General features: G+C 65.8%; 24 protein-coding genes. 13 read left to right on the forward strand and 11 right to left on the reverse strand.

Features of this window, described 5'->3' with window-relative positions; all coding sequences use genetic code 11:
- Positions 1 to 37: 37 nt before the first annotated feature.
- Positions 38 to 733: a PAQR family membrane homeostasis protein TrhA gene (gene trhA / locus E2I15_RS22660; RefSeq protein ID WP_137477956.1), complete on the reverse strand. Its 696-nt coding sequence runs from the start codon at positions 731 to 733 to the stop codon at positions 38 to 40.
- 196 nt (positions 734 to 929) lie between these two features.
- Here trhA and E2I15_RS22665 point away from each other — a divergent pair, with 196 nt between their 5' ends.
- Both E2I15_RS22665 and E2I15_RS22670 read left to right on the forward strand, forming a co-directional pair.
- Entirely contained in the window at positions 930 to 2,393 is a 1,464-nt protein-coding gene (locus tag E2I15_RS22665; protein WP_137477957.1) for a YcjX family GTP-binding protein, read from the forward strand.
- Positions 2,390 to 3,421 carry a YcjF family protein gene (locus E2I15_RS22670; RefSeq protein WP_137477958.1) on the forward strand — a complete coding sequence of 344 codons (1,032 nt, stop codon included), beginning with the start codon at positions 2,390 to 2,392 and terminating at the stop codon, positions 3,419 to 3,421. The genes E2I15_RS22665 and E2I15_RS22670 overlap by 4 nt, the downstream gene beginning before the upstream one ends.
- Positions 3,422 to 3,618: 197 nt before the next feature.
- Here E2I15_RS22670 and E2I15_RS22675 read toward each other — a convergent pair whose 3' ends face one another.
- The gene (locus E2I15_RS22675) at positions 3,619 to 5,136 is read right to left on the reverse strand and encodes a glycosyltransferase family 39 protein (RefSeq protein WP_155262533.1); all 1,518 of its coding nucleotides are present in this window, start codon (positions 5,134 to 5,136) and stop codon (positions 3,619 to 3,621) included.
- 220 nt (positions 5,137 to 5,356) lie between these two features.
- Here E2I15_RS22675 and E2I15_RS22680 point away from each other — a divergent pair, with 220 nt between their 5' ends.
- The 5 genes from E2I15_RS22680 (at position 5,357) to E2I15_RS22700 (ending at position 9,706) form a co-directional block, all read left to right on the forward strand.
- Positions 5,357 to 7,102: an adenylate/guanylate cyclase domain-containing protein gene (locus E2I15_RS22680; protein ID WP_422109822.1), complete on the forward strand. Its 1,746-nt coding sequence runs from the start codon at positions 5,357 to 5,359 to the stop codon at positions 7,100 to 7,102.
- Between the two features lie 162 nt (positions 7,103 to 7,264).
- On the forward strand, positions 7,265 to 7,492 hold the full coding sequence (locus tag E2I15_RS22685; protein WP_028342505.1) for a hypothetical protein: 228 nt from the start codon (positions 7,265 to 7,267) through the stop codon (positions 7,490 to 7,492).
- Positions 7,493 to 7,699: 207 nt separating this feature from the next.
- On the forward strand, positions 7,700 to 8,899 hold the full coding sequence (gene sorA / locus E2I15_RS22690) for a SorA family sulfite dehydrogenase catalytic subunit (protein WP_137477959.1): 1,200 nt from the start codon (positions 7,700 to 7,702) through the stop codon (positions 8,897 to 8,899).
- Between the two features lie 11 nt (positions 8,900 to 8,910).
- A complete protein-coding gene (sorB, locus tag E2I15_RS22695) occupies positions 8,911 to 9,222 on the forward strand; it encodes a SorB family sulfite dehydrogenase c-type cytochrome subunit (RefSeq protein ID WP_137477960.1) in 312 nt (103 codons plus the stop codon).
- Positions 9,223 to 9,505: 283 nt separating this feature from the next.
- Complete coding sequence (locus tag E2I15_RS22700) at positions 9,506 to 9,706, forward strand: cold-shock protein (protein WP_016842427.1); 201 nt, start codon at positions 9,506 to 9,508, stop codon at positions 9,704 to 9,706.
- Between the two features lie 203 nt (positions 9,707 to 9,909).
- Here E2I15_RS22700 and E2I15_RS22705 read toward each other — a convergent pair whose 3' ends face one another.
- From E2I15_RS22705 to E2I15_RS22715, 3 genes are all read right to left on the reverse strand, one after another.
- Positions 9,910 to 11,982 (reverse strand): tetratricopeptide repeat protein, encoded by a 2,073-nt coding sequence (locus E2I15_RS22705; RefSeq protein ID WP_137477961.1) that lies wholly within the window; start codon positions 11,980 to 11,982, stop codon positions 9,910 to 9,912.
- 187 nt (positions 11,983 to 12,169) lie between these two features.
- Entirely contained in the window at positions 12,170 to 12,754 is a 585-nt protein-coding gene (locus tag E2I15_RS22710) for a hypothetical protein (protein ID WP_246667984.1), read from the reverse strand.
- A gap of 159 nt (positions 12,755 to 12,913) precedes the next feature.
- Positions 12,914 to 13,378 (reverse strand): Lrp/AsnC ligand binding domain-containing protein, encoded by a 465-nt coding sequence (locus tag E2I15_RS22715; RefSeq protein ID WP_137477963.1) that lies wholly within the window; start codon positions 13,376 to 13,378, stop codon positions 12,914 to 12,916.
- Positions 13,379 to 13,492: 114 nt separating this feature from the next.
- Between E2I15_RS22715 and putA the strand changes: the two genes are divergently transcribed.
- Together putA and E2I15_RS22725 are read left to right on the forward strand one after the other, a co-directional pair.
- Positions 13,493 to 16,501, forward strand: a complete 3,009-nt coding sequence (gene putA, locus E2I15_RS22720; protein WP_137477964.1) for a bifunctional proline dehydrogenase/L-glutamate gamma-semialdehyde dehydrogenase PutA — start codon at positions 13,493 to 13,495, stop codon at positions 16,499 to 16,501.
- Positions 16,502 to 16,800: 299 nt separating this feature from the next.
- A complete protein-coding gene (locus E2I15_RS22725) occupies positions 16,801 to 18,006 on the forward strand; it encodes a CaiB/BaiF CoA transferase family protein (RefSeq protein WP_137477965.1) in 1,206 nt (401 codons plus the stop codon).
- Positions 18,007 to 18,114: 108 nt separating this feature from the next.
- Here the strand turns inward: E2I15_RS22725 and E2I15_RS38850 are convergent, their stop codons facing one another.
- The 3 genes from E2I15_RS38850 to E2I15_RS22735 all read right to left on the reverse strand — a co-directional run bounded on the left by E2I15_RS38850 (position 18,115) and on the right by E2I15_RS22735 (position 21,087).
- Complete coding sequence (locus E2I15_RS38850; protein ID WP_170991453.1) at positions 18,115 to 18,279, reverse strand: hypothetical protein; 165 nt, start codon at positions 18,277 to 18,279, stop codon at positions 18,115 to 18,117.
- Positions 18,280 to 18,378: 99 nt separating this feature from the next.
- Positions 18,379 to 19,926 carry a hypothetical protein gene (locus E2I15_RS22730; RefSeq protein ID WP_137477966.1) on the reverse strand — a complete coding sequence of 516 codons (1,548 nt, stop codon included), beginning with the start codon at positions 19,924 to 19,926 and terminating at the stop codon, positions 18,379 to 18,381.
- Positions 19,927 to 20,016: 90 nt separating this feature from the next.
- The gene (locus E2I15_RS22735) at positions 20,017 to 21,087 is read right to left on the reverse strand and encodes a hypothetical protein (protein ID WP_137477967.1); all 1,071 of its coding nucleotides are present in this window, start codon (positions 21,085 to 21,087) and stop codon (positions 20,017 to 20,019) included.
- A gap of 204 nt (positions 21,088 to 21,291) precedes the next feature.
- On the opposite strand from E2I15_RS22735, the gene E2I15_RS22740 reads away from it, so the two are divergent.
- The 3 genes from E2I15_RS22740 to E2I15_RS22750 all read left to right on the forward strand — a co-directional run bounded on the left by E2I15_RS22740 (position 21,292) and on the right by E2I15_RS22750 (position 23,227).
- Positions 21,292 to 21,666: a Crp/Fnr family transcriptional regulator gene (locus E2I15_RS22740; protein WP_018273297.1), complete on the forward strand. Its 375-nt coding sequence runs from the start codon at positions 21,292 to 21,294 to the stop codon at positions 21,664 to 21,666.
- Entirely contained in the window at positions 21,663 to 22,472 is an 810-nt protein-coding gene (locus E2I15_RS22745; protein ID WP_137477968.1) for an MBL fold metallo-hydrolase, read from the forward strand. The genes E2I15_RS22740 and E2I15_RS22745 overlap by 4 nt, the downstream gene beginning before the upstream one ends.
- A gap of 140 nt (positions 22,473 to 22,612) precedes the next feature.
- A complete protein-coding gene (locus tag E2I15_RS22750) occupies positions 22,613 to 23,227 on the forward strand; it encodes a glutathione S-transferase family protein (RefSeq protein ID WP_137477969.1) in 615 nt (204 codons plus the stop codon).
- A 61-nt stretch (positions 23,228 to 23,288) separates the two neighbouring features.
- Here E2I15_RS22750 and E2I15_RS22755 read toward each other — a convergent pair whose 3' ends face one another.
- The 3 genes from E2I15_RS22755 to E2I15_RS22765 are packed head-to-tail and all read right to left on the reverse strand — an operon-like array spanning position 23,289 to position 25,302.
- A complete protein-coding gene (locus E2I15_RS22755; RefSeq protein ID WP_137477970.1) occupies positions 23,289 to 23,783 on the reverse strand; it encodes a TPM domain-containing protein in 495 nt (164 codons plus the stop codon).
- A 1-nt stretch (position 23,784) separates the two neighbouring features.
- On the reverse strand, positions 23,785 to 24,669 hold the full coding sequence (locus E2I15_RS22760; RefSeq protein WP_137477971.1) for a TPM domain-containing protein: 885 nt from the start codon (positions 24,667 to 24,669) through the stop codon (positions 23,785 to 23,787).
- A 21-nt stretch (positions 24,670 to 24,690) separates the two neighbouring features.
- Positions 24,691 to 25,302: a LemA family protein gene (locus E2I15_RS22765; RefSeq protein WP_137477972.1), complete on the reverse strand. Its 612-nt coding sequence runs from the start codon at positions 25,300 to 25,302 to the stop codon at positions 24,691 to 24,693.
- 128 nt (positions 25,303 to 25,430) lie between these two features.
- Here E2I15_RS22765 and E2I15_RS22770 point away from each other — a divergent pair, with 128 nt between their 5' ends.
- Complete coding sequence (locus tag E2I15_RS22770) at positions 25,431 to 26,315, forward strand: enoyl-CoA hydratase (protein WP_137477973.1); 885 nt, start codon at positions 25,431 to 25,433, stop codon at positions 26,313 to 26,315.
- Positions 26,316 to 26,317: the final 2 nt, after the last annotated feature.

The raw sequence follows: 26,317 nt of genomic DNA on the forward strand, positions 1-26,317 counted from the left end.
GCCCATCCGGCCTTGTGCGTAAACGCCGGCGGACGGCTCAGCTCGCCAGCACGACGTCGAACACCGCCGTGTAGTGGCAGGCGGCCCCGAGCAGCACGAAGCAGTGCCAGATCGCGTTCTGGAAGCGCAGCCGGCGCCAGGAGTGGAAGATCACACCCAGGCTGTAGAGGATGCCGCCGGCCAGCACGAAGCCGAGCGCCATCGCCGGCAGCGCCTTCACAACAGCGTCGTAGAGCATGATGCCGCTCCAGCCCATCGCGAGATAAAGCCCGACCGAGAGCCGGTCGAAGCGGTCCGGATAGCGCAGCTTCAGCCAGATCCCGACGATCGCCACGCACCACACCCCGGCCAAGAGCGCGATCGCGAAAGTGCTGTCCTTCAGTTCCACGATGAACGGCGTATAGGTCGCGGCGATCAAGAGATAGATCGCGGAATGATCGAAGCGCCGCAGCACCCATTTGGCGCGCGACACCGGCCAAAGATTATAGGTCGCCGACAGCACCAGCATCGCAAGCAGGCCGGCGACATAGACCGAGACCACGGTGATGGCGAACGGGTCGGCATAGACCGCGGTCAGCACGATCAGCGCGGTGGCGGCCACCAGCCCGAAAGCAACGCCGACGAGATGGACGACGCCGTCGGCGATCAGCTCGGCGCGGTCGTAGTTCCACAACGCGGCGCCGGCCGCGTGGATCGAGGTCGAGGCAAGTTGCTTCAGGCGGAAGACCGTCATGCAGGCTTTCCCGTGGGCCGATGGACGAGGGGCAGCGCGGGCATGGTGACGCGTTCATTCCCTTGCACCCCCGACAATCCCCTCGCCTGTAAAGGCGCCGGAAATGTGAAGCTTGATTTTGGCCCGATAATCGCCACCTTGCGGGTGATCGCCCGCCACTTTTGGTCCCTCCTGCCGGGTTTTTCGTTAACCCTCCATGCCCCCCAGCTTTACTGATATCGTCGAGGAAGCCCGTCTCTCGGCGCGGGCGCTGCTCGACTATGGCGAGGGCTTCTTCAACCCGACGGTGCGGCTCGGCGTCACCGGCCTGTCGCGCGCCGGCAAGACCGTGTTCATCACCGCGCTGGTGCACGGCCTGACCCGCGGCGGCCGCTTCCCGGTGTTCGAGGCCTATGCCTCGGGGCGGATCGCGCGCGCCTATCTCGCCCCGCAGCCCGACGATGCGGTGCCGCGCTTCGCCTATGAGAACCATGTCCGGACATTGGTCGAGGAGCGGACCTGGCCGAGCTCGACCACCGACATCTCCGAGCTCCGTCTCGTGATTGAGTATCAGCGGCAAAATGGCGCGGACCGCACGCTGACCCTCGATATCGTCGACTATCCCGGCGAGTGGCTGCTCGACCTGCCGCTGCTCAACAAGAGTTACGAGCAATGGTCGGCGGAGAGCCTTGCGCTATCCCGCGAGCCGCTGCGCGCCAAACTCGCGGCGCCCTGGCACGTCCATCTCGCGACGCTGAAGCCCGAGGCCAGAGAGGACGAGCAGGCCGCGCTCACCGAAGCACGCCTGTTCACCGACTATCTGCGCGCCTGCCGCGACGAGCGCTTCGCGATGAGCCTGTTGCCGCCCGGCCGCTTCCTGATGCCCGGCAATCTGGCCGACACGCCGGCGCTGACCTTTGCACCGCTCGACGTGCCCGCAGGCGGCAGCGCGGGTGACGGCTCGCTGTGGGCGATGATGCGGCGGCGCTTCGAGGCCTACAAGGACGTCGTGGTGCGGCCGTTCTTCCGCGACCATTTCGCGCGGCTCGATCGCCAGATCGTGCTGGCCGATGCACTCGCCGCATTCAATGCCGGCCCCGAGGCGCTGCACGATCTCGAGGCCGCGCTCGCCGGCATCCTCGACTGCTTCCGGATCGGCCGCAGCACGATCCTGAGCGCGCTGTTCCGGCCGCGCATCGACCGCATCCTGTTCGCGGCAACCAAGGCCGACCATCTGCACCATCTGAGCCACGACCGGCTCGAGGCCGTGCTGCGGCGGATCGTGGCCAAGGCCGCCGAGCGCGCCGAATATGCCGGCGCCGACATCGACGTCGTCGCGCTCGCCGCGGTGCGCGCCACGCGCGAGGCGCAGGTCCAGCGCGGGCGCGACCGGCTACCGTCGATCCTCGGCACCCCGGCGCCGGGCGAGGTCGCCAATGGCGAGCGGCTTGACGGCGAGACGGAGGTTGCGACCTTTCCGGGCGACCTGCCCGACAATCCGGAGGAGTTGTTCAACGGCGGATTCCGCGGTCTCTCAAACTCGGACACGGAGGCCGCAGACTACCGCTTCCTGCGCTTCCGCCCGCCGAAGCTGGAACGAAACGGCGATGCGGAGCCGGCGCTGCCTCACATCCGCCTTGACCGCGCCCTCCAGTTCCTGATCGGAGACAAACTGCAATGAACGAGAAGACGCCCCCGCGGCGGCCGGCGACGTTCAAGCTCGACGATCCCGGCGTGGTCGTGATGGATCCGGACGACGGCGGCCGCCTCACCCGCGGCACGATCCAGATCGTGCCCGAGGCCGAGCCCGCGCAGCTCCCGGTGCGGGTTGATACGCCACTGGTGCCGGCGCGCCGCGGCTTCCGCTGGGGCACGCTGTTCTGGAGCGCGGTCGCGGGCCTCGTGGTGCTGGGCACCGGGCTTGGCGTCCTCAACCTCGTCGAGGATCTGTTCGCGCGCAATGAAGGCCTCGGCGTCCTCGGGCTGGGACTGGCCGTCATCGCCGCGGTGGCGCTCGCCGTCGTCACCACGCGCGAACTGGTCGGTCTGGCGCGGCTTGCGACCATCGAGAAGCTGCATCTGCGCGCCGCCGAGGTGCTGATCAGCGACGACCGTGCCGCGAGCCGGGTGATCGTCGCGGATTTGCTCAAGCTCGCGCACCAGACCCCGCAGCTCGCCCGTGCCCGCAGCACGCTGCAGAGCCACAGCGACGACATCATCGACGGCGCCGACATGATCCGCCTCGCCGAGCGTGAGCTGATGACGCCGCTCGATGAGGAGGCGCGGCGGCTGGTATCGACCGGCGCGCAACGCGTCTCGGTCGTCACCGCGGTCAGCCCGCGCGCGCTGTTCGACGTGCTGTTCGTGTTCGTGGCGAGCTTGCGGATGATCCGGCAGCTGGCGCGGCTCTATGGCGGCCGGCCCGGCGCGCTCGGCATGATCCGCCTGTTGCGCCACGTGATCGCGCATCTCGCCATCACCGGCGGCATGGCCGCGAGCGACAGCCTGATCCAGCAGATGCTCGGTCACGGCATCGCGGCAAAACTGTCACAGCGCCTCGGCGAAGGCATGCTCAACGGCCTGTTGACCGCCCGCCTCGGCCTCGCCGCGATCGACGTCACCCGCCCGCTCCCCTTCAACGCCCTGCCGCGCCCGGCGCTGACCGATCTCGCGAAGGACCTGATCCGCAAGCGCGAGGACGAGGAATAGCGGCGTAGGATGGGCAGAGGCACGTTTGCGCCGTGCCCACCATCCACGTCGTGCTCGCGACAAACACAGCTGTCGTCCCTGCGAAAGCAGGGACCCATACGCCGCAGCGGATGTTGTGAACGGGGCTCGCCGTTCCAGCAGCGCAAGATAATCAGCATCGGTAGTTATGGGTCCCTGCTCCCGTGCGCAATTGCGCACTAGGCAGGGACGACATCAACGCGAGAAGGCAAAAGCATCGCCAGCACGCGCCAGCGGAAGAAGGTGGTGTCCGGCGGCGGCGACAGATCGGGCGTCCAGCCGCTGATCTTCTCCAGCGAATAGGTGTCCATCACCATGCCGCGCCAGCTCCGCGTCACCCGCTCCAGCGGCTGGCGCACCGCCGTCGTCTCGCTCCACAGCGGCAGATTGTTCTCGGGCTCGCGCCCGACATAGACGCCGGCGTGATCGCGGATCTTGCTCATGCCGGGATCGGCAAAGCCCTGGAAGCGGCCGCGCTCGTTGATTTCGATGACCGTCGCCTTCCCGCGCAAGAACCAGCGCAGCATCGCATAGGTGCGGTAATCCGTGGTCGCGACCCAGGTCGCGCCGGTCGCCTCAACCTGCGCCAGCGTGCGCGCAGCCACCACATCATAGCCCGCTTCGGTGCCGATCGGATCGGTGCGGCCGATCAGATTCCACGGCGCGAACATGTAATAGAGGAAGACGCAGACCACGAACACGACGCCTGATGTGATCGCGGTCCGCGCCCAATGGACCGTCGATTTGACGAGCCCGACCGACCAGCCTTCGAACGGCATCCGCGTGACGTTGATCGCAACCGCCGCGAGGCCGGCCGGCCACAGGAACATCGGCCAGGTGTCGCCGACCCGCAGCGTCAGGGACTTCCAGAAGAAGTAAATGAACGGCACCAGCACCGCGGTCGCCAGCAGGATCGCGACGGGCTCGCGCTTGCGATAGCCGCGCCATGCCGTCAGCACGGTGCCGAACAGCGTCACCGGCAGCAGCACGAAGCCGACCAGGCCGAACTGCATGCCGACGAACTCGCCGACGGTGCGCAGCGTGAAGGCGCGTTCAGCGGTGGCGCGCACCGCCTGGAAGCGGAACGAGGCCCAGTCGTGCCCGGCATTCCAGATCAGCACCGGCGCGAACACGACGATCGCGATCAACGCGGCGAGATACGGATACGGACTGCGCAACCAGCGCCAGCGCCAGTCCGGCACCAGCGCAAAGGCGAGCACTGCCGGCGCGAACATGATCGCGGTGAATTTCGACAGCAGCGCCAGCCCGGCAAACAGCCCCGCCGCGAGCCACCAGCGTCCGTCACCACTTTGCGCAAGCCGCACCAGCGACCACAGCATCGCCACCGAAAACGGGATCAGCGCCGTATCGGGCGCGACCTTGGCCATCAAGAGGCCGTAATACAGTGCCGCCTCCGGCAGCAGCAGCGCCAGCATCACGGCGCGGACGTGGTTGGCCGTCACGCGGCGGACGATGTCGGCGAGCAGGAGCTGGGTCGCCAGCATCGCCACGATACCGCCGAGGCGGACGCCGAGATTGGTATCGCCGAGGATCGCGGTGCCGAAGCGGATGAACCAGGCGACCATCGGCGGATGGTCGAGGAACGACAGCACGTTTTCCTTCGACCAGGTCCAGTAATAGGCCTCGTCGGTGCGCAGATCGAGCGCATGGGCGTAGACCAGCCGCATCGCGGTCATGGCAACGATCACGGCGATGACGCCCCGCCAATCCGGCGCGCGCGAACGGGCCGGCTTAACGCTGTTGTTATCGGCTCCAGGTTCGGCTTGGGCTATCGTCACGGCGCGCTTTTTGTTCGACTCTTAACGGAGTGTCAACGTGCCGAACGGCCCGCTCTCGCGGCTCGTCCGGACCCGCGATGGTGTTCAGCGCGGGAATTAACCACTAGACTTGCCGATCATGAATCACATGGCCTCCCCCTCGCGCGAGCATTTGCAGGACATGGCCCGCGGTATCGGCCTGCGGCAGGTCCGCATCGTCACGGGGGCGATCATGTTCGCGTACCTGATCAGCCATTTCCTCAACCACGCGCTCGGCAATATCTCGACACAGGCGCTGGCGATCGGCGTCTACTACCACACCGAGTTCTGGCAGTTCCTGCCGGTCGCGATCGTGTTCTACAGCGCCTGCCTGGTGCATACCGGGCTCGGCATCTGGGCGCTCTACCAGCGCCGCGAGTTCCACTGGAAGGCGATCGAGCCGCTGCAGCTGACGCTCGGCCTCAGCATCCCGATGCTGATCGTCGCCCACGTCGTCGGCGTACGGCTCGGCCAGACCCTGTACGGGCACGAGAAGCTCTACCCCCAGGAGCTGTACACCTTCTTCATCGCCTCGCCGAACCGGTTGTGGCAGATGCTGGCGGTGCTGGTGATCGCCTGGGTGCACGGCTGCATCGGCTTGTATTTCTGGCTGCGGCTGCGTCCGTTCTTCAAGCGCGCCGCGCCGTTCCTGCTCGCCGGAGCGGTGCTGATCCCGACTCTGGCGATGCTCGGCATCTACCAGGGCGGCCGCGCCACGATCGCGGATTATCAGGATCCCGACTGGCGGCGCGAGGAGCTGTCGGTGCAGAAGCTCGGAACGGCGGCGCAGGGGACCACGCTCGAGAAGATCACCGACGGCCTGACCATCGGCTATCTCGGCCTGCTCGGCCTCGTGCTGCTGGCGCGCGGCGCGCGGGCCCTGCTGGAGCGCCGCGGCGGCATGATCTCGCTGTCCTACGGCAACGGCCGCACCCTGCGGGTACCGAGGGGATTGAGCGTGCTGGAAGCAAGCCTGCGCTACAACGTGCCGCATGCGAGCGTCTGCGGCGGCCGCGCGCGCTGCTCGACCTGCCGCATCCGTATCATCGGCGACCACGCCGGATTGCCCGAGCCCTCGCCGCGCGAAGCCTTCGTGCTGCACCGGGTCGGCAATGACGATCCGTCGATCCGGCTGGCCTGCCAGTTGCGGCCGACCGCCGACCTGAATTTCTTCCAGCTGTTCCTGCCCAGCACGACGTCGGCCAACGCGCACGCCGCCAATCCGGCACGGGTCGGCCAGGAGCGCTATCTGGTCAGCATGTTCGTCGACATGCGCGGCTCGACGCAGCTTGCCGAGAAGCGGCTGCCGTTCGACACCGTGTTCATCGTCAACCGCTTCCTCGGCGCGGTGTCGCAGGCGGTGCTGGAAGCCGGCGGGCGGCCCAACCAGTTCATCGGCGACGGCATGCTGGCGCTGTTCGGGCTTGCCACCGACCGGCAGGTGGCCTGCCGCCAAGCGTTGCGCGCGGCGGCGCTGATCGCAACCCATATCGACGAGCTGAACCAGTTCCTGAGCCACGATCTGCGCGAGCCGATCCGCTTCGGCATCGGCATCCATGGCGGCGAGGTGATCGTCGGCGATATCGGCTATCGCGACCACATGGTGTTCACCGCACTCGGCGATGCCGTCAACGTCGCGGCACGGCTGCAGGACATGACCAAGGCGCTGGCCTGCGAGGTGATCATCTCGGACGAGGTGCGCGTCACCGCCGGGCTGGCCGACGATGCCCTGCCGGCGCAGGAGGTCGCGATCCGCGGCCGCAACGAGCCGATGACCGTGCGCACGGTCGAAAAGACGCAGCTCCTGTCGACGCTGGTCGACGACCGGCGTGCCGTCGCGGCCTGACCGGTTCATCTCCGCTCCACCCCTATGTGACCTGCCGCACATCCAACGGCGCGTTCAGCAGCGATGCTCGAACGTGCCCGGTGCCGGATGCGACTGACTGGCGATGGGTAACACTGCAACCGCGCCGCGACAGAGCTCAACGCGCATCCGAAGGAGAAGACCATGTTTCGCAAAGTCACACTCGCTCTCGCCACTGCCGCAACCCTCGGTGCCGCCGCGCTGGCGCCGACCGCAGCTTCGGCCAAGCCGTTCTTCTGGCATCCGCATCACCATCACTTCTGGGGTGGCCCGGGCATTGCCGTCGGCTTCGTCGACTCCGGCTGCTACGCCACCCGCCTGGTGCTGACGCCCTACGGCTATCGCTATCGCACCGTGAACGTCTGCTACTGATCGAACCTTTCTATTCGGATGGAAATGCCCCGGTCGTCCACGCGACCGGGGCTTTTCGTTGTTGCGACGCAACGCTGCGAAAGCTCAATTGACTCGCGGTTGTCAGGTGCGACATTTGTCGCCGCGCATTCCGCGATGCGAAGGCGCGCAAGGCAATCTGAGCCTGTGATGACCGGCTCACGACAGAACAGCTTCGGAGGAAGCGGAATGCTCGATCGACGAGACTTGATGAAGCGCGCCGGGTTGGCCGCTCTGGTGACGGGGCTGGGGTCAAGGGGCGCATTCGCCCTCGACACGGTGACGCTGCCCTTTGGCAATGGCGAGAGGCCGCTGGTGCGCTATCCGCAGAAGCGCCCGATGATCGGGCTGACCGCCCGCCCGCCGCAGCTGGAAACGCCGTTTGCGATCTTCAACGACGGCCCGCTTACGCCGAACAATGCGTTCTTCGTCCGCTACCACCTCGCCGACCTCCCCTACAATCTCGATCCGGACAAGTTCACGCTGGAGATCAAGGGCAAGGTCGACAAGCCGCTGAAGCTGTCGCTGAAGGACATCAGGAAGCTGAAGGCGACCGATATCGTTGCCGTCAACCAGTGCTCCGGCAACAGCCGCGGCTTCTTCAGTCCGCGCGTCGCCGGCGGCCAGCTCGGCAACGGCGCGATGGGCTGCGCGCGCTGGCACGGCGTGCCGCTGAAGACCGTGCTCGACATGGCCGGCGTGCAAGCCGGAGCCAAGCAGGTCACCTTCAACGGCATGGACGGTCCGGTCAGCGACAAGACGCCGGATTTCGTCAAGGCGCTCGACATCGACCACGCACGCGACGGCGAGGTGATGCTGGCCTGGGGCATGAACGGCGAGGACCTGCCGTTCCTCAACGGCTTCCCGCTCCGCCTCGTGGTGCCCGGCTATTACGGCACCTATTGGGTGAAGCACCTCAACGAGATCACCGTGATCGACAACGTGTTCGAGGGCTTCTGGATGAAGTCCGCCTACCGGATACCGGATACGCCGAACAATGCGGTCGAGCCCGGCACCGCACCGAAGGCGACGATCCCGATCAATCGCTTCACGGTGCGCTCGTTCATCACCAGCGTTGCCGACGGCGCCAAGCTGAAGGCCGGCCGCACCATGCTGCGCGGCATCGCCTTCGACGGCGGCAAGGGCATCAAGGAGGTGATGGTCTCGACCGACGGCGGCAAGAGCTGGACGCCGGCCAAGCTCGGCAAGGACCTCGGCAAATACGCCTTCCGCGAATGGAAGCTGCCGGTAAAGCTCGCGGCCGGTCCCGCAGAGCTGAAGGTGCGCGCCACCAACAATGCCGGCGACACCCAGCCGATGGATCCGTTGTGGAATCCGGCCGGCTATCTGCGCAACGTCGTCGAAACCGTGCGCGTCACCGCGGCGTGAGGAGAAGCATCATGACCAGCAAGCTGCTTCCATGCCTCGCCACGATCGCCGCGCTGTCGATCGGCGCCGCCGTCGCCGCGCCCGTGAACTACACGGTCCCCGAGGAGACTGCGGCCTTCAAGCCGGGTCCCAACCTCGAGGTGGTGCAAAACAACTGCACGGCCTGCCACTCGGCCGACTACATCAAGACGCAGCCGCAGGGCGAGAAGTTCAAGAAGGATTTCTGGCAGGCCGAAGTGACCAAGATGATCAAGGTCTACGGTGCGCCGATCGACGAAGCCGACGTCGGCAAGATCGTCGAATACCTCTCCGCCACCTATTGAGAGGTGGCCGGTCGATCCCCGCGCGCCGGCCGAAAAGGCCGCGCGCGGGACGATCGATCCAATTCGGTACACCGGAACCGATCCGTTTTTGCAGCGCATCAATTGACCACGAAACGGGCAATCCGGCGTCAAAACCCCGCAAAGCGGGTTGTTTCCGGCCAAAAACACACCGTCGTTTGATCTACCCAGCTTTTTTCAAACTGCTATCCTGTCGTTGCGGACAAGCCGGTTTGTGCGGGGGCCGGCTGGTCTGTTTTCGATTGCTTCCGCGGAGACGACTGGAATGCCCAAAGGTACAGTGAAGTGGTTCAACCCGACGAAGGGCTATGGATTCATCCAGCCCGCAACGGGCGGCAAGGACATTTTCGTTCATATTTCAGCAGTTCAGAAGGCTGGTCTTCAGACCCTGAACGAAGGCCAATCCGTCGAGTACGAAGAGATCGCTAATCGCGGCAAGACGTCAGCCGAGAATCTCAAGGTCTAGCGTATCAGCGCCAGATCCGGCGGCGCACTCTCGGATACCGTCCGGGAGTGGGGGCCGACCCAACATCAGACAACGTGACGTTCGGCGGGGCGGGCACGATGCCCGCGCGCCACGGCGTTGAGCTTTTTTTCGGCCGCCATCGCCAGCGCGCGCCGATGTTCATCCTTTGCCTCAGCAAAGCGCGCGGCCGCTGAGTTGCCGCGTCACAGGCAGGTGCCGCTCTGGCCGTTGCCGCACGGCACCCGCTTCGACAGCTCCTGAACCTTGCGCTTCGACTCGGCCTGCGCCAGCACGTCGAACACGCTTGCCGGCGTGAGCTGCGTTGCCTTGCGGAAGTCCTCGGTCGCCTTGTCGGCATGGTTGAGCGCCTCATGCGCCTTGGCGCGGGCGAACAGGCCCTCCACCGTCTCCTTCTGCGCAATCGCCCGGTCGAGATCCTCGACCGCCTTGTCGTAGTTGCGCAACGCCGACCAGGTGATGCCGCGCAATGTCAGCGCCGGCTGATAATCGGGCCGCGCAGAGAGGATGAAGTTGAGATCCTTCATCGCGTTATCCGGCTTCTTCAGCCCGAGATAGGCCCGGGCGCGCAGCACATGCGGGAAGGCATCGTTGGGCGCCCGCGTGATGATCTGATCGAAGGCGGCAATGGCGCGGTCGTACTGGGACGAAGTCAGCATCGCGAGCCCGCGGCCGAGCTGTGCCGTCGGATTGTTCGGGCTTCGCTCCAGCACAGCGTCGATATCGACCAGCCCCTCATCGGCACGGCCCTTGAGCATCAGCGCGAGGCCACGCCACGATTTGGCGACCAGATTGGTCGGCAGCAGCGCCAGCGCCTGATCGAAATCCAGCAGCGACTTGTCGAGCTGGTTGAGACCGATATGGGCAAGCCCGCGCTCGGTGAAGGCGAGCGTCTCCTTGGGATTCAGCGAGATCGAATGATCGTAGTCGGCGAGCGCGTCCTGCACCTTGCCGGTGCCGGCCTTGACGAGGCCGCGCGCCAGATAGGCCAATGAATTGTTCTGATCGAGCGTGATGGCACGGCCGGCATCAGCCATCGCCTCATCGAACTGCCGCATGCCGGCGGCATTGAGTGCGCGGGACGCCAGCAGCTGAGGATCGTCCGGCTTGAGCTTGAGCAGGGCATTGAGATCGTTGCGCGCGTCCGCCAACCGGCCGAGCCTTGAATAGGCCAGTGCACGCAGGCGCAGCGCAGCCTCGTTGCGGGGATCGCCGCCCAGCACCTGGGTGAGATTGGCAACGGCGCCCGCATTGTTGCCCTGTGCGACGAACTGCTTGGCCTGCTCGACCTGCTGATTACCCGCCGCCGGCGCGGCTGGCCGCCCCGCCATTGCACCTGGCGGCGGTGCGGCCTGGGGCGGCGCGGCGCCGCCTGCTGCCTTGGCGAGTTCGGCCTGCATCGCGACCGCCTGCTGGCGCTGCTGCTGGATTTCCTTGTTGTCGGGAAGAACCGTCAACAGCCGGTCGAAGTCGGCAATCGCGCGGGCATAGTCGCCCTTGGCGCTGTAGAGCTGGGCGCGGGCGAAATAGGCGTTGCGCTCGGCCTGCGGCGCCTGCGCGATCGCGCGCGAGAAATCCTCGATCGCACGATCCATGTCGCCCTTGCGGCGATAGGCCTGACCGCGCCAGTAGAACGCATTCGGCGTGCCGGCGTTGACGGCAATCGCGGTGTTGGCGTCGGCCAGCGCCGCATCGGGCTGTCCGGACTCGACATAGGCCCGCGCGCGCCCGACATGGGCAGCGGGGAGATCCGGTCGCAACGTGATCGCTTGACCGTAATCCGAGATCGCATCGCTCCAGGCGTGCTGGTCGGCGCGAAGATTGCCGCGCGCCAGGAAGCCGAACGGGTTCTTCGGCTCGAGCTCGATCGCGCGATCGAAATCGGCGCGGGCCTGATCCGGGCTGCCCTTGCGTTGCTGGACATAGCCGCGCGCGATCAGCGCCGGCACGAATTGTCCATTCAGCTGCACCGCCGCATCGGCATCGCTGAGCGCCTGATCGATCTTGCCGCGCGCGATGTCAAATCGCGAGCGGCCGGTGAAGGCCTTGGTGCGATCCTCAGTGGAGCGTGCGGTATCGTTGATGATACCCGAGCACGCCGCCTCGGCCTTGTCCGTCGGCGGCCCGCCGCAATCCTCGACATCACCCGCGCGCGCCGGGCCGGCGAACAAAGGCCCAAGCAGCAACGCAAGCGCCAGCAGCTGTGGGAAACGAACGCCGCTGGCGGCGGCATCAATGCAGATCGAGCGTGAACGCATGTGGTAGCCTCGGGTGACCGAATGCTGCCGGTGTTAACGCGTCACTTGGTTCTTATGGTGATGGGTGCTGAACGTATTTTTTGGAACCATATCGTTCCGCGTTCGGTTCCAGTGTCACGCGGAACGCTATCCCTGCGATGAGCGAGGGTGGAACAGCGCGGAACGCGCAGCCGCAACTCTCAGCCGTTCAATCTTCCGTCACCCATTTGGCGACGGTCATGACGTCAGGCGGTTGCAGATAGCCACGGGGCCAGAGATCGACGGCCCATTCCACCTTGGTCGCGCGCTCGACGAGAACGGCGGTGTTATGCGGCGTTTGCGCCAACGAAAATCCGCGGTAGTGGGGATCCCCGACGTCATGAAACTTGAACAGGTTCCACGCCTGCATCACCAGCATCAGGCTGGTCGTGTTCCGCGTCGTATCCCAGCAATCATAATTGTGCTTGTCGTCGTTGGCGCGGAAGTCCGCTTTCGCCACGCGCTTGTCGGTGCCGAGGATCGGCCCCATGCGGCGGTCGAACCAGATCACGGCCTTTTGCACGGCCGCGCGTTCGGCGGCGGCATTGGCGCGGCCCGCGGCCATGATCCTGGTCAGGGCCGCCCGGTCGGCTGCGCTGAAGTCGAGCATTTCGCGACGCCGGCAGACGAAGCCGTAACAGACCGTCATCCCCGACGCCGACGGCGGATAGATCGAGACCGAGGAATAGAGCTGCATGACGCCGGCGCTGAGCTCGGCCGCGCGGGCCGACATGGTCGGCGGGAGCGAGAGCATGAGCAAAGCAAGCGCGCCGGCAAATCCGGACCGCTTCATTCGTATCGGCTGATCGGCATCTCTCATGAACCACCGCCCCAACTCGACCACAGGATTATCGCGGGTGCGTCGCGATGCCAAGACATCCGGCGCATGGCTGTGGATCGGACCGGGCGCATGTCAGCTGACCGGCAGCGGCGCGTCGCGCTTGACTTCCTCCATCACCGCGTAGGTTCGCGTCTCGCGCACGCCCGGCAGCGCCAGCAGGGTCTCGCCAAGAAACCTGCGATAGGCGGTCATGTTGGCGACCCGCGCCTTGACCAGATAGTCGAAGCCGCCGGCCACCATGTGACATTCGAGCACTTCCGGCGCGGTCTGGACCGCCCTGGCGAACTTCTCGAATACATCGGGCGTGGTCTTGTCGAGCAGCACCTCGACAAACACCAGCAGACCAAGCCCGAGCCGGTGCGGATTGAGCCGCGCGCCATAGCCCTCGACGAAGCCGTCGCGCTGCAGCCGCTTCAGCCGTTCGCCGACCGAAGTCGGCGACAGGCCGATCCTCTCGGCCAATTCCACATTGGCAATCCGGCCATCCCCTTGCAGGATCGAGAGGATTTTGCGGTCAGTCTTATCGATCTCTGTCATATCTACGGAAACTCTTGAATTGATCCTGATTTTCTAAGGCAAATCTGCTAATTTGTCTATCGAACTACGGTTCGCTAGCGCGTACGTGTTCCCACACAATCTCAAGGAACCGCCATGCCAGACCCGTCGCCGCTCCCGCCCCCGTTCAGCGCGCCCTACGCTCCTGACGACGCCGCCATCGCCGCCCACCTGCGCCAGGACGCGAGGCTCGGCGCGGAGGCGGAGGCGCGGATCGACCGCACCGCAACCCGCCTGATCGAGGCGATCCGGGCCAATGACGATCCGCTTGGCGGGGTCGAGGACATGCTGCGGGAGTTCGCGCTGTCGACCAAGGAAGGGCTGGCGCTGATGGTGCTGGCGGAGGCGCTGCTGCGGGTCCCGGACGCGCGCACCGCCGACCAGTTCATCGAGGACAAGCTCGGCCAGGGCGACTTCGTCAATCACGAGACCAGATCGAGCGCATTCCTGGTCAACGCCTCAGCCTGGGCGCTCGGCATGTCGGCGCGCGTGATCCAGCCCGGCGAGACGCCGCAGGGCACGATCGGGCGGCTGACCAAGCGGCTCGGTGCGCCGGCGGTGCGCGCCGCGACGCGGCAGGCGATGCGGCTGATGGGCAGCCATTTCGTGCTCGGCGAGACCATCGAGGCGGCGCTGTCGCGCGCGCAATCGCACACCGCGCGCGGCTCGCGCTATTCGTTCGACATGCTCGGCGAGGGTGCGCGCACCGCCGACGATGCCCACCGCTATTTCGAATCCTACGCCCGCGCCATCGAGGCGATCGGCAAGGCGGCCGGCGATCAGCCCCTGCCCGACCGGCCCGGCATCTCGGTGAAACTCTCCGCGCTGCACCCGCGCTTCGAGGCGGTGAGCCACGCGCGGGTGATGACCGAGCTGGTGCCGCAGCTGATCGATCTCGCGCGCCGCGCCAAGGCGTTCGACCTCAACTTCACCGTCGATGCCGAGGAGGCCGACCGGCTGGAGCTGTCGCTCGACGTCATCGCCGCCGCGTTCGCCGACCCCTCGCTCGCCGGCTGGAGCGGCTTTGGCCTTGCAATCCAGGCCTATCAGAAGCGCGCCGCCGAGGTCATCGACTATGTCGATGCGCTGACGCGCGCGCTGGACCGCAGGATGATGGTGCGCCTGGTCAAGGGCGCCTATTGGGACACCGAGATCAAGCGCGCGCAGGAGCGCGGGCTCGACGGCTATCCGGTGTTCACCCGCAAGGCGATGACCGACCTGAACTACGTCGCCTGCGCGCGCAAGCTGCTGGCGCTGCGGCCGCGGCTGTTTCCGCAATTCGCCACCCACAACGCGCTGACGGTCGCAACCATCCTCGAACTCGCCGACGATCCCTCAAGCTTCGAATTCCAGCGGCTGCACGGCATGGGCGAAGCGCTCTACGCCCAGCTCGGCGAGGACAGGCCCGAGATCGCCCACCGGACCTATGCGCCGGTCGGCAGCCACCGCGATTTGCTCGCCTATCTGGTGCGGCGGCTGCTCGAGAACGGCGCCAACTCGTCCTTCGTGGCGCTGGCCGCCGACAATCGCGTGTCCATCGTGGACCTGCTGCGCCGCCCGGCCGAGATCGTCGGCGCCGACGACAAGGCGTCGCACGCCGCGATTCCGTTGCCGGCCGAGCTTTATCGGCCGCAGCGCGAGAATTCGCACGGCATCGAATTCGGCGAACGCAAGGCGCTGGGCGCGCTGAAATCGGCGATCGCGGCCGAGCGCAAGGCTTCGCTTTCCATCACCCCCTCAACAACCGAGCAGGCGAATGCCGCGGTCATCGCCGCGCGACATGGCTTCAAGGCCTGGAACGCCACGCCGGCCACAAAACGTGCGGCGATCCTGGACAAGGCCGCGGGCCTGCTCGAGCAGCGCCGCGCCCACTTCCTCGCCTTGCTGCAAAGCGAGGGCGGCAAGACCCTCGACGACGCCCTCTCCGAGGTGCGCGAGGCGATCGACTTCTGCCGCTACTATGCCGCGCTGGGGCAAAAGCTGTTCGGCGAAGGCGAGACGATGCCGGGCCCGACCGGCGAAAGCAATGTGCTGGAGCTGCACGGCCGCGGTGCGTTCGTTGCGATCTCGCCGTGGAATTTCCCGCTCGCGATCTTCCTCGGCCAGGTGACGGCGGCATTGATGGCGGGCAATGCGGTGATCGCAAAGCCGGCCGAACAGACGCCGCGCATCGCAGCCGAAGCCGTCGCCCTGCTGCATCAGGCCGGGGTCCCGACATCGGCGCTGCATCTGATCCAGGGTGACGGCGCGGTCGGCGCCACGCTGGTGGCGAATTCCGCCATTGCCGGGGTCGTCTTCACCGGCTCGACGGAGGTCGCGCGGTCGATCAACCGCACGCTCGCCGCCAAGGACGGCCCGATCGTGCCGCTGATCGCGGAAACCGGCGGCATCAATGCCATGATCGTCGATGCCACCGCGCTGCCGGAGCAGGTCGCCGACGACGTCGTGACCTCGGCGTTCCGCTCCGCCGGCCAGCGCTGCTCGGCACTGCGGCTGCTGTTCGTGCAGGACGACGTCGCCGACCGCATGATCGAGATGATCGCGGGCGCCGCGCGCGAATTGAAGATCGGCGATCCCTCCGAACCGTCGACGCATATCGGACCGGTGATCGATGCCGAGGCCAAGCAGCGGCTCGATGCGCATATCGCGCGGATGAAGCAGGAGGCGCGGGTGCATCTCGCCGGCGAGGCGCCATCAGGCAATTTCGTCGCGCCGCACATCTTCGAGCTGTCGGCGGCCGGGCAGCTGAAGGAAGAGGTGTTCGGCCCGATCCTGCACGTCGTGCGCTACCGCGCCGACAAGCTCGGCGAGGTGTTGACCGCGATCGAGGCGACCGGGTTCGGGCTGACGCTCGGCATCCATTCCCGCATCGACGACACGATCGAGCACGTGATCGACCGCCTCCAGGTCGGCAACATCTATGTCAACCGCAACATGATCGGCGCCGTGGTCGGCGTGCAGCCGTTCGGCGGCAGCGGCCTCTCCGGCACCGGCCCCAAGGCCGGCGGCCCGCATTACCTCGCGCGCTTCGCCACCGAGCAGACGATCACGATCAACACCGCCGCCGCGGGCGGCAATGCGGCGCTGATGGCGGGGGTGGAGTAACACTTCACCCTCCCCTGGAGGGTCGACGCACATTGAGCGAAGCGAAATGTGAGTCGGGGTGGAGTGATCTCTCCGCACGGGCACCATGCGAATGGAGAGACCGTCACCTCACCCCACCCCGCCGCTCATTTCATTCGCGTCGACCCTCCCCCTCCAGGGGAGGGTGAAAGTGAGGGTAAGAAAGTGCCGTTGCATCGTGCCCCCCAGATGGGTCAAATGGCGGTTCGATCGGGATCATTGCTTGCGATAATTCCAGCTACCGGAAAAACACCAACAAGCGCCACGGGAGCGACGGCACGATGGAAAAAGGCATTTTTGACGGGCTCAAGGTCCTGGACTGCGCGAGCTTCATCGCGGCGCCCGCGGCCGCCACCGTTCTGTCCGACTTCGGCGCCGACGTCATCAAGATCGAGCCTCCGGGCGCCGGCGACCCCTATCGCAATCTGCCCAACCTGCCCGGCTATCCATCGAGCGAGCACAATTTCGCGTGGATGCTGGAAGCCCGCAACAAGAAGAGCCTCGCGCTCGACCTCACCAAGCCCGACGCGCAGCTGGTGCTGTACAAGCTCGTCGCCGAGGCCGACGTGTTCATCACCAACATGCCGCCGCAGGTACGCCAGAAGCTCGGCATCACCTACGACCATCTTGCCCATCTCAACGACCGGCTGATCTACGCCTCCTTCACGGGCTATGGCGAGAAGGGCGAAGAGGCCAACAAGCCCGGCTTCGACTCCAACGCCTACTGGGCCCGCTCCGGCCTGATGGATCTGGTGCGTGCCGACGAGGAGACCACGCCGGCGCGTTCGGTCGCCGGCATGGGCGATCACCCCTGCGCGATGGCGTTCTACGGCGCGATCGTCACCGCGCTGTTCCAGCGCGAGAAGACCGGCAAGGGCTCGCACGTCTCGACCAATCTGATGGCCAACGGCGTCTGGGCCAACGGCGTGCTGGCGCAGGCCAAGCTCGCCGGCGCCAAGTTCAAGAAGCGCAAGCCGCGCGAAGAGGCGCTGAACGCGGTCACCAACCACTACAAGTGCAAGGACGGCCGCTGGCTGATCCTGTCGCTGCTCAACGAAGACCGGCAATGGCCGACGCTGGCGCGCTGCATGGGCCGCGAGGACCTCGTCGCCGATGCGCGCTTCGCCACCAAGGCCGACCGCCATGCGCGTTCGGTCGAGCTGATCAAGATCTTCGACGAGGTGTTCGCCGGCAAGGATCTCGCCGAATGGCGCAAGATCCTCGACGGCAACGGTCTCGTGTTCGGCGTCGTCGGCATCCTCGACGACATCCCGAACGACAAGCAGATGATCGAGAACGAGGTTCTGGTGCGCTTCGAGAACGACACCATGCTGACCGTCAACAGCCCGATCTTCATCGACGGCGCGAGGAAGGTGCAGCCGCGCAAGCCGCCCGAGGTCGGCGAGCATTCCGACGAGATCCTGCGCCAGGCCGGCTACGACGAGGCCACAATCCAGAAGCTGCGCGCATCCGGCGCGGTGGCGTAGTCACGCGACAAGTAGCCCGGATGCAGCGAAGCGCAATCCGGGGCGACTGCGTCCGCGAATGCTCCGTTCCCGGATTTCGCTTCGCTGCATCCGGGCTACAAAGGAAGCTCAGCGAGTCATCCAGGCCCAGACCAGGGCAACCGCAATGATGCCGACGATGACCGCGAGCCCGATCGCCCAGCTGCTGACGCGGATGGCGCTGACCGCCTGACGCTCGGCCTCGTTGGCCGCGATCTCGCGGTCGCGCTGCTTGTCGTCCTCGGGAGCACTCATCGGCCGGTCTCCGCTCAAGGCTGGGCTGTTCGGGATATGGTCGCGACGTGGAATGTAGCATCGAATAATGACGCGCAGCCGCTTCGGTTCCGGCGAAAATCACCGGCCCTTCACGAAGCACATGCCGATGCGCGAGGCCTTCCCGGCCACCTGGCAGGCGAGGCCCTCGGCGCAGGTCCAGCCGCGGAAGCTGCGATCGCTCTCGGCCGGCGTCGCGCCCGGCAGATAGCAGTGCGCGCCCCAGCCGTCGCTGTATTCGGTGCCGGCAAGCTCGGTGCTGCCGCGCGGCTGCGGCCGGTTGGAGAAGCCGCGCGAAAAGTCCGGCGCCTTGCCGTCGCGGAAGCTTGCAAGGATATCGCGGCGGCGAGGCTGGTCGCCGAAGAAATGCGGCGAGGCCGGCACCACGGTGGAGTTCGACGGCTTAGCCGCCATCCAGTCGACGCCGGGGAAATGGAAGCCGCCGATGCCGCGGGTCTGGTGGCAGCCCGCGCAGGTCACATCGTTGAGGCGCCGCTCGAAGCCGGCCAGCGACTGGATGTTCTGAAGCTTCGTTCCGTCGGCCGCAGCCTTCTGCAGGGCGCCGACGACGTCGCCATCCGAGAACACCGCGTTGCCGGCCGTGCCCTCGCCCTGAACCATGCCGAACTCGGGCTCCAGTTCGCTGACATCGAAACCGGTCGGCGTCGGTGCGACCGCTGCGGTCGCGAGGAAGCGATCGGGGATCAGCAAGGTGCCGCGATCGAGATCGGCAAAATGTTTGGGATCGAGCAGCCACGCCTTGAAGTCGCGCCTCAGCGCCTCGTCCGCCAAAATGCGGTCGCGATCGATCTGGTTCTCCAGCGGTGCCTCGGCAAAGCGCTTTGCCGCGCCGTCATAATCGAACACCTTGAGCAGATAGTCGGTGCGGAAATCGCGCACCGCGGATTTCGGCGCGTGCGCGATCTGCAGATTGGTCTCGATGCGATCGATATTGCGGACGTCGATCAGGTCGAGCGGGTCATCCTTGCCGAACAGTTTCTCCATCGCCGGCGGTGCGCTGCCGGTCGCGAGCCAGCGCCGCGCGATGTCGCGGCAGCTGAGCGATGCGTCGTTGCCGTCACCCTTCGCCTTCAGCACGAGGTTCAGCGTCATCGGCAGCCGCTGCGACACCGCGTTCTCGCCGATCGGCAGCACATCGGTGCGGGTCAGCCGGTAGATCAGCCGGATTTCACCGCAGTCTTTCGGCGCCACATAGGCGCGGTCCATGCGGTTGACGATGCCTGACAGCAAGAACCGAACATCGGGAGAGTCAAACAGAGCGCGGTCGAACAGCTGAAACGCGAAGCTGTCGCCGACACCGATGCTCTCATTCGGCAGGCTTGCCTTATGTTTTGAGACATAGCGATCGAATTCGCGATCCAGCGCCTCGCGCACCGGCACCATCGCAGGCAATCCGAACAGATCGCGATTCGACAGCGGCGCATCGGCGGAGCGCTCCGGCGCGAGCATCCGGCCGAGACCGAGGCGGCCGTGATCGAGTTCGCGCAGGAGAGCGGGATCGATCACCGCCGTACCGCGCTCCAGCGCGCGATCTTCCACGGCACGCACAGGCACGGCGCCACCGAGCAGAACGGACATCACCAGGAGGCATTTCAGCGCACGGCTCATGCCCCACTAACACCGCAGCGCAAACCCTATTCAAGAAAAAAGGGGCTTCACATCGCGGTGAAGCGCCTTGGTATCGTCGTGTTTCCGTAATCAGCGCGAAACGATCAGGCCCTTGCTGGTGACGACCACCCAACGCCCATCCTGCTTGCGGATGGCGTCGACACGGCCGAGGCCCGGGACGGGGTCGCCGGCGTAAACCTCGTAGATGTCGCCGCGGCCCTCGATCAGCGCGCCGCCATTGCCGACGTCGCGCAGCGCCCAGCCGTCGACCACCGGCAGGCGGCCGACCTCGGGCCTGGGCGCGGCGGGCGCCGCCGCGGCAGTCGCCGGGGGGACCGAACCCGTGACCTCGCGGGCGGGCGTCGCCGCGGCGACGGTCGTCTGCGGCGTGGCGCGGAGCTTGTCGACCGCCTCGCTGAGCTTGTTGAGCTTGGCCATCGGCTCTGCCTGGGCCTTCTCGACCTTCTCGATCCGGTCGCTGGCCTTGCTGAACTGGGCTTGGCCAGCCTTGGCGGTCTGTTCCACGCTGGCCTTCAGCGCGGCGATTTCGGACTCGATCCGGGCGAGCGCGGCATCGGCCGCTTCCTTCGCCGCCGTGTCCCTGGCAGCCGTATCCGTCGCGGAGGCGACGGCGGGGGTGGCAAGATGGCCGAGCCCCGCGCTCGCGAGCGCACCGCCGATGGCGCCGGCCACGGTCGCCAGCGCGATCACCGCGGCCATCGCCCCGATCCGGCGCGTGCCGGCCGGCTTGCCTGCCGCCGTGGCCGCCTGTTCGGCGCCCGGCCTGGATGCGGTCGCCTCATGGTCCCAGGTACGGTCACCCGGCGCCATGATCATCAGCTTGCCTGGAAAATGCGGCTCTTCCCGCTTGCCGGTCTCGACCTTGGGCACGTCCATATTGGTCGGCTCGACCTTGGCCTCGACCTTCGGCTCGATCATGGACTCGAGCTTGGGCTCGATCTTGGGCGGTTCAACCTTCGAGGGTTCAATCTTGGACGAGTCCATCCGGGGCGCGTCCGCCTTCGGCGACGTCTCTTCCTGCTCGGGCGCAAGTCGGGGAGCTTCGACACCGGTCGCGGCCGTCACGGGCTCGCTTTTCGTCGCCATTTCGGCGCCGGTTTGACCGCTGACCGGCTCGCTCTGCTGCTCACTCACGTTCAAAGTCTCCAGACTAGGTTGACAATTCGGTAACTTTTATTGCTTGCGAAATGGTTACCCCGCTCCGCCATTACCTAAATTTTAGGGAGTTTTCCGGGCCGGATTTGGGCGATGCTGCCCTGCGGCAATCTGCGCCGCTTCCGTTTGCGCGCGGCGCATTCCCGATTAACATACCGCCATCTTCCAGCCAGAAGGCAGGAGAGCGCCATGACGATCGAGAAATGCATCAAGGAATTTGGTGTCGATGACGTCATCTTTGAGGAAGGCTCGACCGGCCGCGAGCTGTTTGTCGTGCTCGACGGCAAGGTCGACATCGCCAAGATCGATCGCGGAAACAAGACTGTCATCGTCAGCCTCGGCAAGGGCGAGTTCTTCGGCGAGATGGCCGTGATCGACGGCTCGGCGCGCTCGGCGACCGCCATCGCCTCAGCGCCCGCAACGCGGGTGATGCGGATCAACCACGCCCGCTTCGTCTATCTGGTCAGCCAGCAGCCGGCGTTTGCGCTGATGGTGATGGATGCGCTCTCGAAGCGCCTGCGCGCATCCAACGCGGTCACGTACCGGACGGCGGCAACCCCATGAGCGACCGCAAGCCAAGCCCGTTCAAGACGCTGTTCGACGCCGAGGTCGCAACGCTGATCCAGGCCGCCGACGACGTCTATCAGATCCGCTTCAAGAACCGTGCGGCGAATGCCTATCTGGTGCGCGGCAGCAAGCGGACCATCATGATCGACGTCGGATTGTCGAGTAATTATCCGTCGCTCGTTGCCTGTCTCGACCATCTCGGAGTGACGCCCGAGATGATCGACATGGTGGTGCTGAGCCATGAGCATCTCGACCACATCGGTGCGGCCTATCATTTCCACGGCAGCGCCTATATCGCCGCGCACCGGCTCGCCGCCAACAAGATCATGCTGCGCGACGATTTCTCGATGCTGCGCAAGATGTTCAACGAGCCGAACGTGCCGATCGATATCGACATCTGGCTCGAGGAAGGCAACCTGATCGATCTCGGCAATTTCCGCCTCAACGTGATGTACACGCCCGGCCACACCTCGGCCTGCATCACCCTGTTCGACCAGGACAAGGGCCTGCTGTTCGCCGCGGACACGCTGATGCCCGGCGGCGTGATGGGCGGCGTGTTCGGCTCCGGCTCGATCGCCGACTACATCCAGTCGCTGGAGCGGCTGAAGGGCCTCAACTCGAAGATCCTGCTGTCGGGTCATGGCCGGCTGTCCGATACGCCGCAGGACGATGTGTGGATCGCGCTGCAGCGCTCGCACGGCCTGCTCGAGGACACCGCGCAACTGTTCGACGCGCTCGATGCGCGCTCGAATTTCGAGCCGATCATGCAGTCGGTGCGCGACCTCAACAAGCTCGACGATTGAGCTCAGTCCTTCCCTGTCCTTGCGAGCCAACGGGTCGCAAAGACGTTCGGGCGAGCGAGCACCTTCACATTTGACAAATCCGCGCGCGGCCTGTTCAACAGCGGCAACAACAACGCTGAAGAAAACAGGGAGCGAGGACCATGAAGCTTTACGACTCGATCGGACCCAATCCGCGCATCGTGCGCATGTTCATGGCGGAGAAGGGCATCGAGATACCCAAGCAGACCGTCGACCTGCGCAAGGGCGAGAACCGCGAGACGGAACACCTGAAGCGCAATCCGCATGGCCAGATGCCGGCACTCGAGCTGGACTGCGGCAACTACCTCTCGGAGATCACCGCGATCTGCGAATATCTCGAGGAGAAGCATCCCTCGCCCGCGATGATCGGCACCACGCCGGAAGAGCGCGCGGAATGCCGGATGTGGACGCGCCGCGTCGATCTCAACATTGCCGAGCCGCTCGCCAACGGCTACCGCTTCGGCGAAGCGCTGAAATTCTTCGAGAAGCGCATTCCCGTTGCGCCCGAAGCCTCGCCCGGCCTGAAGATGATCGCCGCCAACCGCATCAAGTGGCTGAACGGGCAGATGGCCGACGGCCGCGACTATATCTGCGGCAAACGCTTCACGCTCGCCGACATGCTGCTCTATTGCTGGCTCGATTTCGGCAACCAGGTCGGCCAGCCGCTGGACCAGTCGAACGCCAACATCGTCGCCTGGTTCAACCGCGTCGCCGCGCGGCCGTCGGTGAAGGCGTAAACGGCGGTCTTCTTATCCTCCCCTGGAGGGGGAGGATGAAGAGCACCCGACCACTCAGTCCCTAAATCACCACCGGCTTGTCCGGCAGCTCATTCGGGCCGGCCGGAGGCGGAAAATATTTCGCCAGCTCGCGCGACACCGCCTCGATCCCCTTGATCACGCCCTGCTCGAAGCGGCCTGCCCGAAAATCCGTTTCCATCGCGCGGCAGATCGCCTCCCAGCCGGCATGGCCGACCTTCGCGTCGATGCCGCGGTCGGCGACGATCTCGACATCGCGGTCGGCGAGCAACAGATAGATCAGGACGCCATTGTTGTGATCGGTGTCCCAGATCCGCAAATGCGAGAACACGTCGAGCGCGCGCTCCCGCGCAGGCTGGTTGCGGAACAGCGGCACGCCGTCGAGCGCGCCCTCGACGACGAAACGGATCTGGCCGGAATGAGTGGCCTCGCCGGCCTTGATCGCCCGCTCGATGGCGTCGAGCACGCGCGGTGGAAAATCACGCCGCACCCTCCAGCGATGTTCGAGCAGATGCTTGCCGATGCGCTTGATGCTCATGCTACCAGCTCCCCGAGGCGCCGCCGCCGCCGAAGCTGCCGCCTCCGCCGCTGAAGCCGCCGCTATCGCTCGAGCTCGAGCCGCTGCTCCAGCCCCCGCCGCCGGAATAACCGCCGCCGCGCCGGTACGGTCCCGAGCCTGCCGTCGGACCGCCGAAGTTCAATCCGCCGAAGATCAGCGCCGCCACGGCGGCGAACAGGCCGACCACGAATGCCGTGGCGAGCGAGCCGGCCACCATCCAGGTGAAGAAGCCGACGACACCACCGGTCGCGATCGAGCCCAACAGCCGCCCCAGTATCCCGCGCAACACGCCGGCCACGATGATGACGATAAAGATCGTCACCGGATTGGCGAGGTCGACCAGGTTCGGCGCTTGCCAATGCTCGGGCTCCGGTGCCGGCAATTGCTCGCCATTGACCAGGCGGATCATCCGGTCGACGCCGGCCGAGACGCCGCCGGCGAAATCGCCGGCCTTGAATTTCGGCGTGATGTCTTCGTCGATGATGCGGTGGGTGACGGCGTCGCTCAGCACGCCTTCGAGGCCGTAGCCGACCTCGATGCGCAAATGCCGGTCGTTCTTGGCGACGACAAGGAGCGCACCGTCGTCGACCTTCTTGCGCCCGATCTTCCAGGCCTCGGCCACGCGGATCGAGAACTGCTCGATGGTTTCTTCGCCGGTGGTCGGCACGATCAGGACCGCGATCTGGCTGCCCTTGCGGGTCTCCAGATCCTTCAGCCGGTCGGTCAGCGAAGCGATATCGCCGGCGGACAGCGTCCCGGTCTGGTCGACGACGCGGCCGGTGAGCGGAGGCACCGCGACTTCGGCCCATGCCGGGCACACGAAGCCCAGCAGGAAGGCGAGCAGGATAACGCGGGCGGCGGTCATCGCGATGCGGGCACGCGGGCGTTATTTCGACGGCGCCGGTGACGGATTATTGAAATCGACCTTCGGCGCGGTCGATATTTCCTTTTCATTGTCGACCGTGAAGTTGGGCTTCTCCTTGTAGCCGAACGCCATCGCGGTCAGATTGTTCGGGAAGGTGCGGATGCCGACGTTGTAGTCCTGCACCGCCTTGATGTAGCGATTGCGCGCCACCGTGATGCGGTTCTCGGTGCCCTCGAGCTGCGCCATCAGGTCGCGGAACAGCGCGTCCGATTTCAGCTGCGGATAATTTTCGGTGACGACCAGCAGCCGCGACAGCGCGCTGGTCAATTCGCCCTGCGCCTGCGTGAACTTCTGGAACGCGGCCGGGTCGTTGAGCACCTCGGGCGTGGCTTGGATGCTGCCGACCTTGGCGCGCGCGTTGGTGACGCCGAGCAGCACGTCCTTCTCCTGCTGCGCAAAGCCCTTCACCGAATTGACCAGGTTCGGCACGAGATCGGCGCGCCGCTGGTACTGGTTCACCACCTCCGACCAGCTCGACTTGACCTGCTCGTCACTGGTCTGGATCGCGTTGTAGCCGCAGTTGGTCAGGCTCAATGTCGCCAGCGCTGCGAGCACGGTCCAAAGCTTGCGCATGAAGATGGTCCTCCCCGGTGGATTCCGCGTCAGCTTAACAGATTTTCGCCGGATAATCCCGTGCGGCGGATTTCGCGGCTTCTTTTGCGGATGATGACGCTTGCCTATCCCTGCCCGCGCCGTTCATCATGGCAAAAAATCGATCGCGGGAGGATCCATTGGCGTCTGAACAATTCGAGACGATTGTTGTCGAACGGCCCGAGCCTGCGATTACGCGGATCGTGATGAACCGCCCCGAAGCTCGCAACGCCCAGAACCTGCAAATGACCTACGACCTCAACGCCGCCTTCGACCGGGCGGTGCAGGACGACGCGGTCAAGGTCATCATCCTCGCCGGCAACGGCCCGCATTTCTCGGCCGGTCACGATCTCAGGCCAGGGGCCAAGAACCAGGCGGGTGTCGATTTCCCGCCGGTCGGAAATTGGGGCGGCTTCGCCGAGCCGAACGCCCATGGCCGCTTCGCGCGCGAGCAGGAGATCTATCTGCAGATCACAAGGCGCTGGCGCAATCTCGCCAAGCCGACGATCGCGGAGGTGCACGGCAAGTGCATTGCCGGCGGACTGATGCTGGCCTGGGCCTGCGACCTGATCGTTGCCAGCAACGATGCCGAGTTCTGCGACCCCGTGGTGACGATGGGCGTCTGCGGCGTCGAATGGTTCGTGCATCCCTGGGAGCTCGGCGCGCGCAAGGCCAAGGAGATGCTGTTCACCGCCGACGTCTGGAGCGCCGACGAGGCGCATCGCCTCGGCATGGTCAATCACGTGGTGCCGCGCGGCGATCTCTCGTCCTTCACGCTGGCGCTGGCGCGGCGGATCGCGGCAAAGCCCGCCTTTGCGCTGAAGCTTTCCAAGGAAGCGGTGAACCGCTCGATCGACATCATGGGGCAGCCTGCCGCGATCGATCAGGCCTTCGCGCTGCATCAGCTCTGCCACGCCCATAACCTGCAGGAATTCGGCATGGTGGTGGACCCCGCGGGTCTGCATCCCTCCGTCAAGAAAACCGCCAACGTGTAGTC

The sequence above is a fragment of the Bradyrhizobium sp. BR2003 genome (genome assembly GCF_009720285.1).
GTDB classification, from domain to species: Bacteria; Pseudomonadota; Alphaproteobacteria; order Rhizobiales; family Xanthobacteraceae; genus Bradyrhizobium; species Bradyrhizobium elkanii.

Bases quoted from the DNA above. Each gene is read 5' to 3' on its own strand.
- E2I15_RS22685 (WP_028342505.1), top strand. From the start codon at position 7,265: ATGTTTCGCAAAGTCACACTCGCTCTCGCCACTGCCGCAACCCTCGGT.
- E2I15_RS22745 (WP_137477968.1), top strand. From the start codon at position 21,663: ATGAGCGACCGCAAGCCAAGCCCGTTCAAGACGCTGTTCGACGCCGAG.
- E2I15_RS22765 (WP_137477972.1), bottom strand. From the start codon at position 25,302: ATGCGCAAGCTTTGGACCGTGCTCGCAGCGCTGGCGACATTGAGCCTG.
- E2I15_RS22675 (WP_155262533.1), bottom strand. From the start codon at position 5,136: ATGACCGCGATGCGGCTGGTCTACGCCCATGCGCTCGATCTGCGCACC.
- E2I15_RS22715 (WP_137477963.1), bottom strand. From the start codon at position 13,378: ATGACAGAGATCGATAAGACTGACCGCAAAATCCTCTCGATCCTGCAA.
- E2I15_RS22760 (WP_137477971.1), bottom strand. From the start codon at position 24,669: ATGACCGCCGCCCGCGTTATCCTGCTCGCCTTCCTGCTGGGCTTCGTG.
- trhA (WP_137477956.1), bottom strand. From the start codon at position 733: ATGACGGTCTTCCGCCTGAAGCAACTTGCCTCGACCTCGATCCACGCG.
- E2I15_RS22705 (WP_137477961.1), bottom strand. From the start codon at position 11,982: ATGCGTTCACGCTCGATCTGCATTGATGCCGCCGCCAGCGGCGTTCGT.
- E2I15_RS22665 (WP_137477957.1), top strand. From the start codon at position 930: ATGCCCCCCAGCTTTACTGATATCGTCGAGGAAGCCCGTCTCTCGGCG.
- E2I15_RS22755 (WP_137477970.1), bottom strand. From the start codon at position 23,783: ATGAGCATCAAGCGCATCGGCAAGCATCTGCTCGAACATCGCTGGAGG.
- sorA (WP_137477959.1), top strand. From the start codon at position 7,700: ATGCTCGATCGACGAGACTTGATGAAGCGCGCCGGGTTGGCCGCTCTG.
- E2I15_RS22725 (WP_137477965.1), top strand. From the start codon at position 16,801: ATGGAAAAAGGCATTTTTGACGGGCTCAAGGTCCTGGACTGCGCGAGC.
- putA (WP_137477964.1), top strand. From the start codon at position 13,493: ATGCCAGACCCGTCGCCGCTCCCGCCCCCGTTCAGCGCGCCCTACGCT.
- E2I15_RS22730 (WP_137477966.1), bottom strand. From the start codon at position 19,926: ATGAGCCGTGCGCTGAAATGCCTCCTGGTGATGTCCGTTCTGCTCGGT.
- E2I15_RS38850 (WP_170991453.1), bottom strand. From the start codon at position 18,279: ATGAGTGCTCCCGAGGACGACAAGCAGCGCGACCGCGAGATCGCGGCC.
- E2I15_RS22770 (WP_137477973.1), top strand. From the start codon at position 25,431: ATGGCAAAAAATCGATCGCGGGAGGATCCATTGGCGTCTGAACAATTC.
- E2I15_RS22750 (WP_137477969.1), top strand. From the start codon at position 22,613: ATGAAGCTTTACGACTCGATCGGACCCAATCCGCGCATCGTGCGCATG.
- E2I15_RS22670 (WP_137477958.1), top strand. From the start codon at position 2,390: ATGAACGAGAAGACGCCCCCGCGGCGGCCGGCGACGTTCAAGCTCGAC.
- E2I15_RS22710 (WP_246667984.1), bottom strand. From the start codon at position 12,754: ATGCTCTCGCTCCCGCCGACCATGTCGGCCCGCGCGGCCGAGCTCAGC.
- E2I15_RS22740 (WP_018273297.1), top strand. From the start codon at position 21,292: ATGACGATCGAGAAATGCATCAAGGAATTTGGTGTCGATGACGTCATC.
- E2I15_RS22680 (WP_422109822.1), top strand. From the start codon at position 5,357: ATGAATCACATGGCCTCCCCCTCGCGCGAGCATTTGCAGGACATGGCC.
- sorB (WP_137477960.1), top strand. From the start codon at position 8,911: ATGACCAGCAAGCTGCTTCCATGCCTCGCCACGATCGCCGCGCTGTCG.
- E2I15_RS22700 (WP_016842427.1), top strand. From the start codon at position 9,506: ATGCCCAAAGGTACAGTGAAGTGGTTCAACCCGACGAAGGGCTATGGA.